Annotated in this window: 14 protein-coding genes; 8 read left to right on the forward strand and 6 right to left on the reverse strand. The window is 67.9% G+C overall.

Annotated features, from left to right (window positions below; genetic code table 11):
• Positions 1-96: 96 nt before the first annotated feature.
• The 5 genes from ACQEVY_RS19435 to ACQEVY_RS19455 all read right to left on the reverse strand — a co-directional run bounded on the left by ACQEVY_RS19435 (position 97) and on the right by ACQEVY_RS19455 (position 7,087).
• Positions 97-2,397, reverse strand: coding sequence for a glycoside hydrolase family 3 N-terminal domain-containing protein (locus ACQEVY_RS19435; RefSeq protein WP_432955298.1), 2,301 nt, complete (start codon positions 2,395-2,397; stop codon positions 97-99).
• A gap of 167 nt (positions 2,398-2,564) precedes the next feature.
• Entirely contained in the window at positions 2,565-3,452 is an 888-nt protein-coding gene (locus tag ACQEVY_RS19440; RefSeq protein WP_432950178.1) for a carbohydrate ABC transporter permease, read from the reverse strand.
• A 6-nt stretch (positions 3,453-3,458) separates the two neighbouring features.
• The gene (locus tag ACQEVY_RS19445) at positions 3,459-4,445 is read right to left on the reverse strand and encodes a carbohydrate ABC transporter permease (protein ID WP_432950180.1); all 987 of its coding nucleotides are present in this window, start codon (positions 4,443-4,445) and stop codon (positions 3,459-3,461) included.
• A gap of 33 nt (positions 4,446-4,478) precedes the next feature.
• A complete protein-coding gene (locus tag ACQEVY_RS19450; RefSeq protein WP_432950182.1) occupies positions 4,479-5,777 on the reverse strand; it encodes an extracellular solute-binding protein in 1,299 nt (432 codons plus the stop codon).
• A 302-nt stretch (positions 5,778-6,079) separates the two neighbouring features.
• A complete protein-coding gene (locus tag ACQEVY_RS19455; protein ID WP_432950184.1) occupies positions 6,080-7,087 on the reverse strand; it encodes a LacI family DNA-binding transcriptional regulator in 1,008 nt (335 codons plus the stop codon).
• Positions 7,088-7,517: 430 nt separating this feature from the next.
• On the opposite strand from ACQEVY_RS19455, the gene ACQEVY_RS19460 reads away from it, so the two are divergent.
• The 4 genes from ACQEVY_RS19460 to ACQEVY_RS19475 all read left to right on the forward strand — a co-directional run bounded on the left by ACQEVY_RS19460 (position 7,518) and on the right by ACQEVY_RS19475 (position 13,452).
• The gene (locus ACQEVY_RS19460) at positions 7,518-10,076 is read left to right on the forward strand and encodes a GH32 C-terminal domain-containing protein (protein WP_432950186.1); all 2,559 of its coding nucleotides are present in this window, start codon (positions 7,518-7,520) and stop codon (positions 10,074-10,076) included.
• 141 nt (positions 10,077-10,217) lie between these two features.
• Entirely contained in the window at positions 10,218-10,817 is a 600-nt protein-coding gene (locus tag ACQEVY_RS19465) for a sugar O-acetyltransferase (RefSeq protein ID WP_432950188.1), read from the forward strand.
• Between the two features lie 393 nt (positions 10,818-11,210).
• Complete coding sequence (locus ACQEVY_RS19470; RefSeq protein WP_432950190.1) at positions 11,211-11,876, forward strand: GntR family transcriptional regulator; 666 nt, start codon at positions 11,211-11,213, stop codon at positions 11,874-11,876.
• A 445-nt stretch (positions 11,877-12,321) separates the two neighbouring features.
• The gene (locus ACQEVY_RS19475; protein WP_432950192.1) at positions 12,322-13,452 is read left to right on the forward strand and encodes an isoaspartyl peptidase/L-asparaginase family protein; all 1,131 of its coding nucleotides are present in this window, start codon (positions 12,322-12,324) and stop codon (positions 13,450-13,452) included.
• 84 nt (positions 13,453-13,536) lie between these two features.
• On the opposite strand, the gene ACQEVY_RS19480 is transcribed toward ACQEVY_RS19475, so the two are convergent.
• The gene (locus ACQEVY_RS19480) at positions 13,537-13,839 is read right to left on the reverse strand and encodes a putative quinol monooxygenase (RefSeq protein ID WP_432950194.1); all 303 of its coding nucleotides are present in this window, start codon (positions 13,837-13,839) and stop codon (positions 13,537-13,539) included.
• Between the two features lie 288 nt (positions 13,840-14,127).
• Between ACQEVY_RS19480 and ACQEVY_RS19485 the strand changes: the two genes are divergently transcribed.
• From ACQEVY_RS19485 to ACQEVY_RS19500, 4 genes are all read left to right on the forward strand, one after another.
• Entirely contained in the window at positions 14,128-15,150 is a 1,023-nt protein-coding gene (locus ACQEVY_RS19485; protein ID WP_432950196.1) for a sugar ABC transporter substrate-binding protein, read from the forward strand.
• Positions 15,151-15,361: 211 nt separating this feature from the next.
• Positions 15,362-16,375, forward strand: a complete 1,014-nt coding sequence (locus ACQEVY_RS19490; protein ID WP_432950198.1) for an ABC transporter permease — start codon at positions 15,362-15,364, stop codon at positions 16,373-16,375.
• Complete coding sequence (locus ACQEVY_RS19495) at positions 16,372-17,205, forward strand: ATP-binding cassette domain-containing protein (RefSeq protein ID WP_432950200.1); 834 nt, start codon at positions 16,372-16,374, stop codon at positions 17,203-17,205. Before ACQEVY_RS19490 ends, ACQEVY_RS19495 begins: the two co-directional genes overlap by 4 nt.
• Before the next feature lie 78 nt (positions 17,206-17,283).
• A complete protein-coding gene (locus ACQEVY_RS19500; RefSeq protein WP_432950202.1) occupies positions 17,284-18,306 on the forward strand; it encodes a LacI family DNA-binding transcriptional regulator in 1,023 nt (340 codons plus the stop codon).
• Positions 18,307-18,316: the final 10 nt, after the last annotated feature.

Genomic DNA, 18,316 nt, shown 5'->3' on the forward strand with positions numbered 1-18,316 from the left:
GACCCGCCCCGCCGGCCTTCGGATGAGCGGGGCGGCGGGCCGGCGGGGCGGGGGTCTTCAAGGCCGTACAGAGGCCGTACAGCCCGTACGCGGCCTTCAGTTCAGGATGCGGAAGCCTGTGCTCAGCTGCTGCTCGCGCCGTGAGCTGGGGCCGACGCGGAGTGCGAACTCACCGGCTTCGACCACGCGGCGGTTGTCGGCCGTGACGAGTGAGCACTGCGCGGCAGGGATGCTGAGGCTGACGTCCAGGCTTTCGCCGGGCGCGATCTCGACCTGGGCGAACCCCTTCAGCTCCTGCTCGGCCCAAGTGACGCTGGTGGTCAGGTCGCTGACATACGCCTGGACCGTCTCCAGGGCCGGGCGGCTGCCGCTGTTGGTGAGCCGCACCGTCGCGTTGATGGTCCCGTCGACGGGGACGTCCGTCTCGTGCACGACCAGGTCGGAGTGCGTGACGGTGGTGTAGCTGAGGCCCTCGCCGAACGCGAACAGGGGGTCCTGGGTGAGATCCGCGTAGCGGTGCCCGTGCTGGCCTCGTACCTGGTTGTAGAAGACGGGCTGCTGTCCGACGTGGCGTGCGAAGGAGACGGGGAGCCGGCCGCTGGGTTCGACGAGTCCGAGGAGGAGTTCGGCGAGGGCGCGGCCGCCGCGCATGCCCGGGTTGAACGCCTCGATGAGTGCTGCCGCGTTCAGTGCCGAGTCCGGGAGGGTGCTCGGCTTGGACTGGGCGAGTACGACGATCATGGGTGTGCCGGTGGCGGCGACCGCGTCCAACAGCGCGATCTGGCCTCCCTGGAGGTCGAGCGTGGCCGTGGAGCGCACCTCGCCGGTGAGGGCGATGGTGTCCCCCACGACCACGACGGCGTAGTCGGCGGCCTCTGCGGCAGCGGTGGCCTCCCGAAGCTGGGCCTGGTCGACCGGGGCGGGGGTGAAAACGCTCGGCTGTGGCTGGCCGTCGGGCCCGGTGGACCACCCCCCGTCCTGGTCGGGGCTTTCGATGTCGGCTCCGCGGGCGTAGGTGATGGTCCAGTCGGCGGGTGCGACGGCGTGAAGACCGTCGAGCACCGTCTCAACCGACGCCCGTGGATGGCCCTCAGGCATCCACGGAACCTGGCCGGAGGCCCCCGCCCAGTCGCCGAGCATGGCTTCCGTGCTGTCGGCGTTCGGGCCGATCACCGCGATCGTCCGCGCTGTGCCCTGGCTTGCGGCGCGGCCGGTTCCGTCCTCCCGGGACAACCCGCCTTCGAGGGGCAGGAGCCCGTCGTTGCGCAGCAACACCAGGGAACGACGGGCGGTTTCGAGGTTGAGGTCGGCGTGTTCGCGGCAGCCGATCACCTGCGCCTGCCGCTCGGGGTCGGGTGTGCGCGGATCCTCGAAGAGCCCCAGCTCGAACTTCAGCCGCAGAACCCGCCGTACCGCGTCATCGATCTCCTTCTCGTCGACCAGGCCGCGGACGACCGCCTCCTGCGCGCCCTCGAAGAACTGCGGCGTGGCCATGATGAGGTCGTTCCCGGCGTTGACGGCGACCGCCGCGGCCTCGGCATAGTCGGCGCAGGTTCGCTGGTCGTAGACCATCCGGCCGACGTTGTCCCAGTCGGTCACCAGCGTGCCGGTGAAGCCCCACTCGCCCTTGAGTACATCGTTGATCAGCCAGTCATTGGCGGTGATGGGCACCCCGTCGATCGACTGATACCCGAGCATGAAGCCGCGAGCGCCCGCCCTTACCGCCTGCTCGAACGGGGGCAGGAACCACGAGCGCAGCTTGCGCGGGCTGAGATCGGCTTCGCTCGCGTCGCGCCCGCCCAGGGTTTCGGAGTAGCCCGCGAAGTGCTTGGCGTACGCCAGCACGGCTGTCGGGTCGCCAAGACCCTCGCCCTGGTAGCCACGTACCATCGCCGCCCCCAACTCGCCGATCAGGTACGGGTCTTCGCCGAACGTCTCGTTGATCCGGCCCCAGCGCAGGTCGCGGGTGATGCACAGCACCGGGGAGAACGTCCCGTGGATTCCGGTCGCCGCGATCTCGGTCGCGGCCACACGGGCCACCCGGTGCAGCAAGGACGGATCCCAGCTGCAGGCCATGGCCAGCTGGGTCGGGAAGATGGTCGCGCCCGGCCAGAACGAGTGGCCGTGGATGCCGTCGTCGGCTGTCAGCAGCGGAATGCCGAGCCGGGTCTGCCGGGCCAGTTCCATGGCCTGAGGCAGCAGCTCTGGCGACACATGCAGGACCGATCCGGCCAGCTTGGCCGACACGATGTCGTCCAGGTCCCCGTGTTGGGCGTCGAGCATCAGCAGCTGCCCGACCTTTTCCGGCAGCGTCATCCGTGGCAGCAAGTCCTCGATCCTCGCTTCTACGGATGCTTCCGGATCCAGGTACGCCGCAGAGCGGACCGGCTGTCCCACGTTGTTCTCCAAGAGATGAGTCGTCACAGATCAGAGAGTTGATGGGCCACGGCAAGCGCTTCGTCACGCGAACGCCGCCGTCCGGCACGGCGGGGCTCGCGCGCCGTCCGCCCGCCGCCCCGGGCGGGACCGGTGCGGCACAGGGCGGCGGGGAGGGCGTCGGGCTGTCACTTCAGGCCGGTGGTGGCGATGCCCGCCACGAAGTGGCGTTGGAAGAGGAGGAAGACGATCATCACCGGGAGCAGGACGACGACGCTGCCGGCGAGCAGGATGCCGAAGCGGGTGAAGTCCTGTCCGCTGCTGGCCAGGGCGAGCCCGACCGGCAGCGTGTACTGGTCCGCGTTCTGGGCCACGACCAGCGGCCAGAGGAAGTTGTTCCAGGAGCCGAGGAAGGTGATGATCCCCAGGGTGGCGAGGGCGGGCTTGGTCAGCGGGAGGATGATCTTCCAGAAGATGGCCAGTTCGCGGCAGCCGTCGACGCGGGCCGCGTCGATGAGTTCGTCGGGCAGGGTCGAGATGAACTGCCGCATCAGGAACACCCCGAACGGGGTGGCCAGGAACGGCAGGATCAGCCCGAGCACGGATCCGGTCAGCTGCATGTTGGCCACCAGCACGTACAGCGGTACGAAGGTGACCAGGCCCGGCACCATCAGGGTCCCGATGACAAGCATGAACACGGCGCGCTGTCCGCGGAACTCCAGCTTGGCCAGGGCGTATCCGAGCATCGAGCAGAAGATGATGTTGCCCGCGGTGACGGCGAGAGCCACGACTACCGAGTTGGTGAACATCGTCGTGAAGTCGAGCCTGCTGAACAGTTCGCCGTAGTTGGCGGTCGTGGGCGCGCTGGGGATCAGAACGGGCGGTACTTTGCGGATGTCGGCCTCGGGTTTGAAGGACCCGGAGAGCATCCACAGAAACGGCGCGATCATCAGCAGCAGGGCGCCGACGAGCGGTACGTACAGCCAGGGTTGGCCCCAGGTCTGCCGGGTGTGGCGGCGTCGTAGTGCCCGGTCCGTGCCCGGCTGCGCAGGCTGAAGAGTGGAGAGGGTGCTCATGGGGCATCAGTCCTTGTCTCGCAGCACGCGGAACTGCAGGACGGTCAGCGCGATGATGAGGACGAAGATGACGTAGCCAGCGGCCGATGCGACTTCGTAGTTGCCGTTGCCGAACTGGTTGTAGGCGTACATCGTGGCCGACAGGGTGGAGTCCAGCGGTCCGCCCTGGGTCATCACGAACGGTTCGTCGAAGAACTGCAGATAGCCGATGCCGGTGGTCACCGCGGTCAGCAGCAGGGCGGGGCGCAGCAGCGGGAAGGTGACCCGCCAGAAGCGCTGCCACGCTCCGGCGCCGTCGAGTTCGGCCGCCTCCATCAAAGACTGGGGTACGGACTGCAGCCCGGCGAGCATGATGATCATGACGGTGCCGAGGTTGCGCCAGACGGCCATGAGGATCATGACGGGAAGGGCGAAGCGGGTGTCGGCCAGCCAGGCCGGGCCGTCGATCCCGACCCAGCCCAGCATGGTGTTCACCAGTCCCGTACGCGGTTCCAGAAGTGTCTTCCAGACCACCGCGATGGCGACGATGCTGGTGATCACCGGAAGGTAGAAGCCGACCCGGAAGACGGCCCGGAAGCGGCGGATGCCGCGGTCGAGGGCGACCGCCGCCGCGAGCCCGGCGGCCAGGGTCAGGGGCAGGCCGACCAGGACGAAGACAGCGGTGTTACGCAGGGCGTGGAGGAACTGATCGTCCTGGAAGAGCCGTACGTAGTTGTCGAACGCGACGAACGACACGTTCAGCGGGGTGCGCAGGTCGGCGCTCTTGGTGTCGGTCAGGCTCATTAGCAGCGACCAGGCGACCGGCAGCAGCATGAAGGCGAGGAACAGGGCAAGGAAGGGCACGGCCAGGGTCCAGGCGGCCCGGGTCTGCCTGCCGCGCGCCGTGCGGCCCAGCACGGGGCGCCGGCTGTCGGCGCTCCTCTTCGGCCCGGCGGTGCTCTGCTGACCGGCGTCGCCCCGTTCGGGGAGGGTTTTCGTGGACATGGATGTCATCCGTCCGTACGAGGGGTGCTCACGCGGCGGCGCTCAGCGTCCGGCGCCGATGCTGGTGGCCTTGGACTGCAGCGCCTTCTGCACCTGCGCGACAGTGGCCTTGCCGAGGGACAGCTTCTCCAGCTCGGAGTCGATGGCGTCGGCGATCTGCTGCCAGGTCGTGATGGCGGGAGGCGCCTTGCTGACCTTGAGCTGCTCGTCGAACGCCTTCATCTTCTCGTCGTTGCTCAGCTGCGCCTCGTCCCATGCGGCGGGCGAGGGGGGCATGGCGCCGCTGTCCTTGGCATAGGCGGCCAGGTTGGCGGGCTCGCTGAGGAACTTGGTGAACTTCCATGCCGCGTCAGAGTTCTTGGCGTCCTTGAACACCGCCAGGTCGCTGCCGCCGGCGAACCCGGCCGGCTGCTTGGAGTACGGCAGCGGCATGGTCTTCCACACGCTCTCCAGCTTCGGGGTGTCCTTACGGAGACTGCCGACGACCGAGGGGCCCTCCTGGTAGGTGGCGTTCTGTCCGCCCTGGAAAGCGGGCAGGCTCTCCGTCTTGTCGGTCGGCGCCAGGCCCTGCTTGGGGATGCTCGCGTAGTGCTTCAGCGCCTCGGCGACCGCGGGCGAGTCGAAGGTGAACTTCTTGGTGCTCTCCTCGTAGATGTCACCGCCCTGCTGCCAGACCAGCGGCAACCAGAAGATCCAGGAGTTGAAGCCGATGTTCCACCCGGTGGCGTTGCGCATCTTGGGGTTCTGCTTGCCGGCGGTGTCCTGGATGGCCTTGAGGTCCTTCACGTAGCCGTCCCAGTCACCGGCCAGGGCGCCCTTGATGCCGGCCTTCTCGGTGAGGTCGGTGCGGTAGTAGACCACCATGGTGTTCGCGATGAACGGCACACCGTAGGACGTTTCCTTGTACTTCGTGGTGTCCCACTGGCCGGGATAGAAGTCCGACGACTTGATCGACGTCGGGGTGGCCTGGAAGCCGTTCATGGCGGCCAGCTCGGCCATCCAGGTCGTTCCGATCACGGACATGTCGGGGACGTTGCCGCTGGCGATCGCGGTGGTCAGCTTGTCGTGGGCGGCGTCCCAGGGCACCGGGGTGATCTTGACGTCGACGTCGGGGTTCTGCTGCTCGAATTCCTTGGCCAGGCTGACGAGGGACTTGTCGGTGTCGCCCATGGACCACATGACGACCTTGCCCTTGGCCTTGCCCGCGCCGATCTCGGCAGGCGCATCCTTGCCGGGGCCGGAATCCTCGCTCCGGCCGCAGCCGGTGGCCACCAGGGCTGCCGTGACGGTGACGCACAGGGTCTGGAGAGTTCTGACGGTGTGACGGTTGGTGATACGCATCGTGCGGCTCCTTGCCGTTGAGCGATACAGGCGCGGGGGCGAAGGGTGAGAGCGGGGTGTGCGAGGCGCACCGTTCGGTGTCCCGGATCGGGACGCGCGGGGGGAGGGTGCGTGTGGGCATGGCGGCGTGAACGCAGGCGCAGCCGCGGGGCGCTGCGAGAAGTTGCGAGGAGGCGAGTCCGAAGAGGTTCGCCGAGGTTTCAAGGAGAGAGGCTGCAAGGAGCCGGGGGCGGTGCGTCACCGGCAACGCACCGCCCGACCCGCGAGGGGCGCCATCACTTACGTATCGCGATGACGTTCCGTCAGTTCGAGCCCGGCGCTAACGTCGAGCCACGGATCACGAGGCTGGTGGGAATGATGCGCGAGGCGGCGGCCTCCGGCGATCTCCGCACATGGTCGAGCAGCAGACGCGCCGCCGCCTCACCCATCTCCCGCATCGGCTGGCGGACGGTGGTCAGGGCCGGATAGGTGTACGACGCCAGCTCGACGTCATCGAACCCCACCACGGCGACATCCCCCGGAACCTTGAGGCCGGCCTCGTGCAAGGCCGCGAGCACCCCGGCCGCCATAGGGTCGTTGTGCCCGAAGACCGCGTCGAACTCCACACCGTCCGCGAGAGCTTGCGCGACCGCGCTCCGACTGCTTTCGAAACGGAAGTCGCCGCAGATGACGCTGCGTTGGCCGAGTTCGATCCCGGCCTGCGCATAGACATCGACGAAGCCGCCCAGCCGTTCCTGAGTACAGCCGTACTCATCAGGACCGGTCACCACCAGAGGGCGGTGGCGGCCGAGGTCCAGCAGGTGGCGCGCCGCCTGCTCGCCGCCCTCCCGGTTGGTGGTGGCCACGTAGGGGAATCCCGGCCGCTGGAAGCGGTCGTCGATCAGCACCACCGGCAGCCCCGCTTCGTGCAGTTCCGTGATGGTTCCCATGGCCCCCTCGGGCTCTACCACCAGCAGACCGTCGAACGACTTGGCAGCGACCTGCAGGCCCAGTCTGCGCAGTGACTCCTCACCGCGGTTCACGGTCAGCATCCGCAGTCCGAAGCCCTCGGTCTCCAGCGTCGAGACGACCGACTGCACGATGCCGGCCCAGGCCCAGGCCATATCAGGGACCAGCATGCCGATCATCTGCGTCGTACCGCGTGCGAGCCCCACTGCCCCGGCGCTCGGCACATAGCCAAGTTCCGATATCGCGTTACGGACCTTCAAGACGGTGTTCTCGTTGATCTCGCCCTTGCCGTTCAGCACCCGCGAGACCGTCGTCTTGCTGACGCCGGCCCGCGTGGCCACGTCGGCGATCGTGACTCCCATGTCACCTCCCCTCCCTTCCTGCAGAGGCGGAAGACGTTCCTCCCGCACCGAAGGGCCGATCGTACAGAGACCCGTGCAACCGGTACCGGAAGCGGTCCCGGAACCGGTTTCGGTACCGGTTCCGGCAGTGAAGCACCGAGAGGCCAGAGCGGTCAACACCCCGGAAACAACTCGTTAACTGGCCCACCTAACCGCCCTGTTGACCGCCCTGCCGGCCCGTAATGAAGCAATCTCGCCCGCACCCGTTGACGTACTGGCCGGATTGGGCTTCATAATCGGGGCACTCGATGTCATCGATGACACAAGTCATCGTTGACACCCTTGGCCTACGGCGTCGACGTCGGTATCGGCCTGGGGTGTCACTTTTCGGTCCGTCCGCGCCGGAGCCGCAGTCACCGCTGCCCGGACGACCGCGGGACTAGGAGACACCATGAGCTCTGTACGCGTATCCCGGCATGCCCGCATGCGATTGGTGGCGGCGGTGGCGACGGCCTGCGCCCTGTCCGCAGCCTCGCTCGCCCCCCAGGCGGTCGCCGCCGACACCCGGCCGTACTCCGAGACGTACAGACCCCAGTTCCACTTCACTCCGAAGAAGAACTGGATGAACGACCCCAACGGCCTCGTCTACTACAAGGGCGAGTACCACCTCTTCTACCAGTACAACCCGAACGGCAACTCCTGGGGCGACATGTCCTGGGGGCACGCGGTGAGCAAGGACCTCGTGCACTGGGAGGAGTTGCCGCTCGCTCTGTCGCACGACGACGAGGAGATGGTGTTCTCCGGCAGCGCGGTCGTCGACTGGAACAACACCACCGGGTTCGGTACGAAGAAGAACCCGCCCATGGTGGCGATCTACACCAGCGCTTACAAAGAGGGCGGCAAGCAGGCCCAGTCGCTCGCCTACAGCACCGACCGCGGCCGCACCTGGACCAAGTACCAGGGCAATCCCGTCATCGACATCGGCTCCAACAACTTCCGCGACCCCAAGGTCCAGTGGCACGCGCCGACCAAGAGCTGGCTGATGACGGTGTCGCTGTCCGCCGAGCACAAGGTGCGGTTCTACTCGTCCAAGAACCTCAAGGACTGGGAGCTGCAGAGCGAGTTCGGGCCGGCCGGTGCGACGGGCGGCGTGTGGGAGTGCCCTGACCTGTTCCCCCTCGCGGTCGACGGGGACCCGGACAACATCAAGTGGGTCCTCGTCGTCAACATCAACCCCGGTGGTATTGCGGGCGGTTCGGCCGCTCAGTACTTCATCGGCGACTTCGACGGCAAGAAGTTCACCGCCGAGGACAAGGGCTCGTACACCCCACCCACGGGCACGGTGGTGCAGGACTTCGAGGGCGCCGGCTTCGGTGAGTGGACGACGACCGGGTCCGCGTTCGGCCAGGGACCGGCAGCGGGGGCGGTGGGCGGGCAGGAGGGCGTGGAGGGCTTCGACGGGAAGGGCCTCGCGAACAGCTTCCACGGCGGTGACGGCGCCACCGGCACGCTCAGCTCGCCTGAATTCACCGTTGACAGCCCCTACTTGAACTTCAAGATCGGTGGCGGGCGGCATCCGCACGAGGCCGGAACCGTCATGGACAGCACTCCGCCCAAGGGCACTGTCCTCGCCGACTTCGAAGGCGGAACGTACGGCGAGTGGACGGCGACCGGGGACGCGTTCGGCACCGCACCGGCCACCGGCGCCCTCCCCGACCAGCAGGGCGTGTCCGGCTTCCTGGGGAAGGGCCTGGCCAACAGCTTCCTGAAGGGCGACTCCAGCACCGGCACCCTCACGTCGCCCGAGTTCACCATCGACAAGAAGTACATCAACTTCCTTGTCGGCGGCGGCAATCACCCGGCCGGCTCCGATAACGCGACTGCGGTTGAACTCCTCGTGGACGGCCAAGTCGTCCGCAGCGCCACCGGAAAGGACGCCGAGGCTCTTAACTGGGCGTCCTGGGACGTCGGCGACCTCGCCGGCAAGAAGGCGCGGATACGGATCGTCGACGACAACACCGGCGGCTGGGGCCACCTCAACGTCGACCACATCGTGCTGTCCGACACCCAGGCCCAGCGCGTCTCCACAGAGACGTCCGTCAACCTGCTCGTCGACGGCAAGTTCGTCCGCAGCGCGACCGGCGCCGACAGCGAGACCCTGGACTGGGCGTCCTTCGACATGCGCCCGTACGCCGGCAAGAAGGCGCAGATCCAGGTCGTCGACATGAACACGGGCGGCTGGGGCCACGTCCTGGCCGACCAGTTCACCGCCGCCGAGAAGCCCGCCAAGTCGGTTGTGCAGCGCGCCGATTGGGCCGATTACGGCAAGGACTACTACGCGGCGGTGTCCTGGGAGAACGCCCCCGGCGGCAAGCGCTACATGATCGGCTGGATGAACAACTGGGACTACGGCCAGTCCGTCCCCACATCCCCCTGGCGCGGCGCGCAGAGCGTTCCGAGGGAGATGGCCCTGCACACCGTAGACGGCCAAGTCCGGCTGACCAGCAGGCCGGTGGACAGCGTGAAGTCCCTGCGGCAGCTGCGCCCGGCCACCGCGTCCGGGATCACCGTCAAGAACACCTCCAAGCCCCTGACCAGCCGTGGGGCCAAGGGCAAGGCGCTCGACATCGAGGCGACCTTCTCCCTCAAGGACGCCGACCGCTTCGGCCTCAAGGTCCGCACCGGCACGGGCGGCGAGGAGACCGTCATCGGCTACGACACCACGACCCAGGAGCTGTACGTCGACCGCACCCGCTCCGGTGTCGACGACTTCAACAGCACCTTCCCCGGCGTCCAGACCGCCCCCCTGAAGGCCAAGAACGGCAAGGTCAAGCTCCGTATCCTCGTCGACTGGTCATCCATCGAGGTCTTCGGCGGCAACGGCGAAGCCGTGATCACCGACCAGATCTTCCCCGACCCCTCCAGCACCGGCGTCGAGCTCTTCGCCGAAGGCGGCACCGCCACCCTCGACCACCTGCGGGCGTGGCAGCTGAAGTCCATCTGGCGGTGACAAGTCCCGGGTCCGCGCGCCGGTAGGCCAGGAGCGGCTTCCGGCGCGCGGCTCTCGGCTCATTGGATCCCTGTCGCAGTTCCGATGCAGCAGGCAGGATGATCGTCGTGATCCATGCCTTGGATGAAGGAGCGTTCCGCTGTGACGCATGCTCACGAGGAAGAAGTCCTGGCCCGCATCGCCAAGGGGCTCGTCTACACCGAGTCCGAAGCGGCCTTCCAGGCCCCTCGGCGCCGCACCGAGCAGATCTTCGAGTACAACCACACACCACCGAGCGACACGGAGAAGCGTCGATCGTTACTCGTCGCGATCTTCGGCTCGGTCGGTGAACGCACGGTGCTGCTGCCGCCGTTCCACGCCGGGTTCGGCAGCCACGTCCACATCGGCGACGACTTCTTCGGGAACGTGAACCTCACGTTCGTCGATGACGTGGACATCCGCATAGGCAACGGTGTCATGATCGCGCCCAGCGTCACCCTGACCACGACGGGACACCCGGTGCATCCCTCGCGACGCGTCGACTTCGGACGGTTCTCGGAACCGATCGTGATCGAGGACAAGGTGTGGATCGGCAGCAACGCGGTGGTCCTGCCCGGCGTTCGCATCGGATACGGGTCGGTCATCGGCGCCGGCAGCGTCGTCAGCCGCAGCATTCCCCCGATGACCGTCGCGGTCGGAACCCCTTGCCGGGTGGTCCGCGCCATCACGGACGAGGACCTCACCACACGTACCGCCCATTAGCGCCGGTGGCGGGGGACCACGACCACCAGCACCGTCACTCGGGACGGGCAAGCACCTTAGCCTTGACGGCAGGTCAGCAGTGTTGGTGCCCGCTCCAAAGCCCAGAAGAACACAATCGCACGGGCTTTCCGACCGTGCATCGTCTATCAGGCGTCGTCGGGACTGCCCTCGAGGGATCCGCCTGCGGCTGTACCGTCAAGTCGACCTGAAGTGTTAACAGTTATCACTTTGCCGAGGCCCGAGTCGATACCGCACAGGGGTGTTGACAGACTGCGATCCGCCCCTATCAACTGTCATCTGTCAACACTTTGCCGCCGCAGTCGGCGGCGTGGGACCCACTTGTGGCCGTGGCGATCACGTCATCGGTCAGCTCTGAACGGACGGGAGGTACGCATGCCTGGCACCCTTGAGCGCGGCCTCGCCGTCCAGCTTGTCGAGACGCTTCGCGAGCGACTCCTGAGCGGCCAGATCGCGTCTGGCACCCGGGTCAACGAGGCTGTGATCGCCCGGGAGTTCGGCATCAGCAGGGGACCCCTGCGCGAAGCGATCCGGCAGCTCGTCAGTGAGGGCCTCCTGGTGCACCGCCCCAACAAGGGCGCTGTCGCGTTCGAGGCCCAGCCGGATGAGATCGAGGCGCTCTTCGAGTTGCGCTCAGCACTCGAGACCGCCGCTGCGCGCCTGGCCGCCGCACGGCGCGACCGCAAGGACATCGCCGCGCTGCGCCGCGCCTGCGAACGGTCGAGGAAACACCTCGCCGCAGGCCGCGAGCTCGCGCACCGCATGGACCTCGACTTCCATCGCGCGGTGCTCGACGCTGCCCGCAGCCCCCGCATCACCGAGCAGGTGTGGCGGGTGCATCAGCAGATCATCGTGGTGCGTAGCAGGCACGACGTGGCCGCGTCGCACACCGACGCCTCACTGGCCGACCACGACCAGCTCGCGGAGGCCATCGCCGAGGGCCAGGTCGAGCGTGCCGCCGAACTGATGGAGCTCCACCTCGACCGTGTACGACTGCAGATGATCACGAGCATGACGGGCAACGACGCCCACCGCGACTGACGATCCCCGTCCGGCGCCGCTGCTCTCCCCTTACCGCTCCCGGCCCTCTTCTCGTTTCCACGCCGCCACTTCCTCCCTCATGCCCTCATCCCCGTCTGCCGGCACATCCGGCTTTGAGGAGCACCGTCGCCATGCCCGAAACGCCCGTCGCAGACGGTGCCACGCCGCTGCCCGCGCCGCACACCGACGCTCTTCCAGGCAGCTCTGCTCATCGTGCCCACAACAGACTCCCAAGGCCCTCCTCCGACTGACTCCTCTGACGGAACGTCGGCTGCAGGACATCGTCCGGGCAGTCGGAGTCGGTTGGAGGGCCCGCACGTCCCGCAACGGCCAGGCCCGGTGGGAAATCCGCCTCATCGGGACCTGCACGACAGCCGCAGACCCCTATGAAGTGCTCATGAAAACGACCCGATCTGACGGAACATGCTGGAAGGGAAACACACACATGCGACCTGCGAAACTGATTCTTCCCGTAGCGGCAACGGCCGCGGTGGTGGCCACAGCGATCGCCGTGCCGCAGGCCGAAAGGTCGGCCTCCGCTGCCGACAGCAGCCAGCCCGCTGCCCAGCACACGGCGCAGAAGGCCGGCGGAAAGCCCGCGCCGGAGGCCAAGGACGTCGTGCTCGCCGTGCACGGCGGCGCCGGAACGGCACTGGACCCCGCCACGACCTCACCGGAGGTCGAGAAGGCATACCGCGACGGGCTCAGCGAGGCCCTGCAAGCGGGACAGAAGGTACTCGACCGGGGCGGCAACAGCACCGACGCCGTGCAGGCGGCAGTGGAGAAGCTGGAGGACAACCCGCTGTTCAACGCCGGAAAGGGCGCGGTGTTCAACGCCGACGCCGGACACGAGCTCGACGCCTCCATCATGCGCGGCTCCGACCTGAAGGCAGGCGCCGTCGCCGGGGTGCGCAACGTGCGCAACCCCATCCAGGCGGCCCGCCTCGTGATGGACAAGTCGAACCACGTCATGCTGGCCGGGGAGGGAGCGGACGACTTCGCCGCGCAGCACGGGCTGAAGACGGTGACCCAGGACTACTACTTCACCCAGGCCCGGTGGGACGCCCTGATGAAGGCGAAGGCTGAGGAGGCGGGCGACAAGAGCGCCGCCAAGTCCAAGGAGGCCCTGGCCGACGAGCAGTCCAAGGGCACGGTCGGCGCGGTGGCGCTCGACCGGGGCAAGGACCTCGCGGCGGCGACGTCGACCGGCGGACTGACCAACAAGCTGCCCGGCCGGGTGGGCGACTCGCCGATCATCGGGGCCGGCACCTACGCGAAGAACGGGACCGTGGCGGCGAGCGCCACCGGCGCGGGTGAGGTATTCATCCGAGGCGCGGCGACGTCGACGATCTCCAACCTGATCGAGTTCGGGAAGATGAACGTGCCCCAGGCGGCGTACCAGGTCCTCGTCAAGCGGCTGCCGCAGCTCGGCGGGACCGGCGGAGTCATCGCGCTCGGACCCGACGGCACCTTCGACGCCCCGCACAGCAGCCCCGGCATGCTCTACGGCTACCTCACCAAGGACGGCACGATCAAGACCAAGATCTTCCCGGACGAATCCCCCGCCAACTCCTGACTGGGCGCTCGGTGGCGGCCCCGGGCCGGGTCTCGGACACGAGCGCCTGACTCGGGGCTGATCGGCATGGCCACAGCCGTCCGTCTACCGCGGTGTCGGCAGCGGCTCGAGGAAAGTCAGTACGGAGCCGTCCTCCTCGATCAGCGGAGTGAGCGCGGCGTTGAACGGAGCGCCGTACGGGGCGTTCAGGTGTGCCTTGAAGGCGGCCTCGTCCCGGTAGGCCTCGAAGATCCAGTAGGCGCGTGGGTTGGCCGACTTGGTGTAGACGTCGAAGGCCAGGTTGCCTTTCTCTTCGCGCACCTTCAGGGCGTACTCCCGGATCAGGCGGGCGACCTCGTCCTCCGCTCCCTCTCGGGCGGTGAACTCGGCGAGCAGGGTTTTCGTCATGGCTGCGGGTCCTTGTCCGTGGGTGGAGGTCAGTGGGTGGAGTCGCTGCTCTTCTCGTGAACGCGGTGGCGGAACGGGCACGGTGCGGGCAGTCGCCGAACGGCTTTCGGGCGGGCGGCCGTCGCGGGCGTTGCCGATTTGTGTCCGGTACTAGGCATTGACGTTGCGTGGAAACGGAGTCCATCATCCTGGCCAAGCAGTGTCAACGATGACATAAGTCAACGATGACACTGCGGGACGGCATGCCCCGATGCCGGCCGCTCGCCCGCAATCCCGCAGGAGTCGTTCATGTCACGCATCTCTCGTCTGCCGTCCTCCTTGATCAGAGCCGCTGCTTGCACGGGTGTCGCGGCCCTCGCCCTGACCGCCTGTGGATCCGGATCGGAATCGGGCACCGCGAGCAGCGGTTCGGGCGACGTCAAGGTCGGTCTGATCACCAAGACCGACACCAACCCGTTCTTCGTGAAGATGAAGGAGGGCGCGGAGAAGTCCGCGAAGGCCGAAGGCGTCGAGCTCATGACCGCGGCCGGCAAGTTCGACGGCGACAACGCCGGTCAGGTCACCGCCATCGAGAACATGGTCGCCGCCGGCGTGAAGGGCATCCTGATCACCCCGAGCGACTCCAAGGCGATCGTGCCGGCCCTCGAGAAGGCCAAGGCCCAGGGTGTCCTGGTCATCGCCCTGGACACCCCGACCGAGCCGGAGAGCGCGGTCGACGCCCTGTTCGCCACCGACAACCTCAAGGCCGGCGAGCTGATCGGCGAGTACGCCAAGGCGGCCATGAAGGGCAAGGACGCGAAGATAGCGACCCTCGACCTGGCGCCGGGCGTCTCCGTCGGCGTCCAGCGGCACAACGGCTTCCTGAAGGGCTTCGGCATCAAGGAGGGCGACCCCTCCGTCGTCTGCTCCCAGGACACCGGAGGCGACCAGGCCAAGGGCCAGACCGCGATGGAGAACTGCCTCCAGAAGGAACCCGGCATCAACGTCGTCTACACCATCAACGAGCCCGCCGCGCTGGGTGCGTACACCGCGCTGAAGGCCAAGGGCCGGGAGAAGGACGTGCTGATCGTCTCCGTCGACGGCGGCTGCACCGGGACCGAGGCCGTCAAGGGCGGCACGATCGCCGCCACGTCGCAGCAGTACCCGCTGAAGATGGCCGCCGAGGGCGTCAAGGCCGTCGTGACGTACGCCAAGGACGGCAAGAAGGCGTCCGGTTACACCGACACCGGCGTCACTCTCATCACCGACAAGGCACAGGACGGGGTCACGTCCAAGGACACCGCGTACGGGCTGGAGAACTGCTGGGGCTGAGCCGCCGGCCCCTTCAACTGCCGCCGTAGCTACGGCCGTTGACGCCGTACGCCCGCCGTTGCGGCCGTAACTCCCGCCGCTGCCGCCGTAGTTACCGCCGTTCGAAACCCCTCAGCGGGGCGGCCGTCCCCCTCCTCCCCGACCCGGGCGGCCGCCCCCTCTCGTCCTCTTGCCGACCGACAAAGACTTCAGTCTTCCGACAAGGACCCGCATGACTGCCACGTCCACGCCCCCGAGCAAAACCTCGCCGTACGCGGAGCTCAAAGCGCCGACCACGGCCCGCAGACTGCTCATGCAACCGACCACCGGCCCCCTGGTCGCTCTCCTCCTGGCCTGTGTCTTCTTCTCCTTCTCGACCGACCAGTTCCTCACGGGCGGGAACTTCTCGCTGATCGTGCAGCAGGTCATGGTCGTCGGCACCCTCGCCATCGGCCAGACGCTGATCATCCTCACCGCGGGCATCGACCTGTCCTGCGGTGCGGTGATGGCGTTCGGCAGCATCGTGATCGCCAAGATGGCGGCCGAGGGGTCTCTGCCGCCGCTCGCCGCGATCGCGTTGGGCCTGGTCGTCTGCGGCGGTTTCGGTCTGCTCAACGGGGCGCTGGTGCAGAAGATCCCGCTGCCGCCGTTCATCGTGACCCTCGGCATGCTCAACGTGGCGTTCGCGCTGACCCACATCTACTCCGAGGAGCAGACGGTCACCAACCTGCCCGGCCCGCTGACGGCGCTCGGGCAGACCTTCCCGCTCGGCAAGACCGACATCACGTACGGGTCGCTGGTCACCATCGCCCTGTTCCTCTTCGTCGCGTATGCGCTGAGCAGCACCAGTTGGGGCCGGCATGTCCACGCGCTGGGCAACAGCCCGGAAGCGGCCCGGCTGAACGGCATCCGCACCTCCCGCCTGACCATCGGCGTCTACACCGCGGCCGGCGTCCTCTACGGCATCGCCGCCCTGTTGCTCATCTCCCGTACCGGAGTCGGCGACCCGCAGGCCGGGCAGACCGACAACCTCGACAGCATCACGGCCGTCGTCCTCGGCGGCACCAGCCTCTTCGGCGGACGCGGATCGGTTCTGGGCACGTTCATCGGCGTTCTCATCGTCGGCGTCTTCCGCAACGGCCTGCAGCTGATGGGGGTCGCCTCCATCTACCAGACCCTGATCACCGGTGTCCTGGTGATCCTCGCGGTGACCGTCGACCAGCTCTCCCGGAAGAAGGCCCGATGACCACCTCAACTCCGACCCCTGTTCTGCAGGCCCGCGGTCTGGTCAAGCGCTACGGCCATGTCACCGCCATCGACGGTGCCGACTTCGACCTGCTGCCCGGTGAGGTCCTCGCCGTCATCGGCGACAACGGCGCCGGCAAGACGAGCCTCATCAAGGCCCTCACCGGCGCGGTGGTTCCCGACGAGGGCGAAATCCGCCTCAACGGGAAGCCCATCGCCTTCTCCGGCCCGCAGAGCGCCCGTGCCCACGGCATCGAGACGGTGTATCAGGACCTCGCGGTGGCCGCCTCCATGGACATCGCCTCCAACATGTTCCTCGGCCGCGAACTGCGCCGCCCCGGCGTCCTCGGCACTGCCTTCCGCATGCTCGACAAGAAGCGCATGCGCCAGGAAGCCGCCGAGCACATGGCCGACCTGAAGATCGGCCTGCGCTCGCTGACGCAGTCGGTCGAGACGCTCTCCGGGGGACAGCGGCAGGCCGTCGCGGTCGCCCGTGCCGTCGCATGGGCTCGTAGCGTCGTCGTCATGGACGAACCGACCGCCGCCCTCGGCGTCAAGGAGTCCGGGCAGGTCCTCGACCTCATCCGCCGGGTCCGGGACAAGGGCATGCCGGTCGTCCTGATCAGCCACAACATGCCGCACGTCTTCGAGATCGCCGACCGGATCCACGTACACCGGCTGGGCCGGCGCGCGGCCGTGATCAAGCCGTCCGACTACTCCATGGCCGAGGTCGTCGCCATCATGACCGGCGCGCTGACCGTCGACGAGGCCGGAGATACTGTCGTGGCGGATTCCGCGGCGGCCAAGGCCGCGGGAGTCCAGGCCAGCTGACGACCCGACGGAAGCAACTCACGGGTTCCGGCCCGAGCAGGAACCCGTGAGTTACGAGCGCAGGAGACCGTTTCCGCCATGGCAGCGAACCGCCGCCCCACCCTGGCCGATGTCGCACGAGAAGTCGGCGTCAGCGCCAAGACCGTCTCGCGTGTCCTCAACGAGGACGGACCCGTCTCGGCTCAGACGCGGGAACAGGTACTCGCCGCGATGGCCAGGCTGGGCTTCCAGCCGAACCTCATGGCGCGCAACATCCGCGTCGGCGGTCCGGACACCACCATCGGACTGGTCATCCCCGACCTCGCCAACCCCTTCTTCGGGGCCGTGGCCCGCGCCATCGAGGACACCGTCCGCGACCGGGGCCTGACCCTGCTGATGGGTTCCTCCGCCGACGACCCCGACCGCGAACGCGCGTTGACGGACAAGTTCCTCGCCCGGCGCGTGAGCATCCTGATCGTCGTGCCGTCCGTCGGCGCCGACCACTCCCACCTCAAGTCGCACCGTACGGCGGGGCTGCCCGTCGTCTTCCTCGACCGGCCGGGAGTCGGCCTGTCCACGGACAGTGTCGTCAGCACCAACCGCACGGGCGCCCACGAGGGCGTCGCCCACCTCATCGCCCACGGGCACCGCCGCATCGGCTTCGTCGGCGACCTGCCCGTCAAGCTGTACACGCGTCGCGAACGCTTCGCCGGCTATCGGGCGGCCCTGGAAGAAGCCGACATCCCCTACGACCGCTCGCTGCTCGCCAGCGCACACGACCAGCCGGGAGCGGAGGCCGCGACCGCCCAGCTCCTCGAACTGGCCGATCCCCCCACGGCGTTGTTCGCCGGAAACAACATCATGGCGCTCGGCATCGTCGCCGAACTCGCCCGCAGCAAGCGCAAGGACGTCGCCGTCGTCGCCTTCGACGACGTCTCCCTCGCCGAGGCACTGGAACCGGCCCTGACCGTCGTCGCCCAAGACCCCGAAGAACTCGGCCGGAGCGCCGCCTCCACCGCCCTGTCCCGCCTCGACGGCGACCGCTCCCGGGCTCGCACCATCACCGTTCCCACCCGGCTGATCGTCCGAGGCTCGGGGGAGCAGCCCGCGCCCAAGCCGTAAGCGGCCTCAG

It is taken from the genome of Streptomyces sp. CA-288835 (genome assembly GCF_050936385.1).
Classification (GTDB): domain Bacteria; phylum Actinomycetota; class Actinomycetes; order Streptomycetales; family Streptomycetaceae; genus Streptomyces.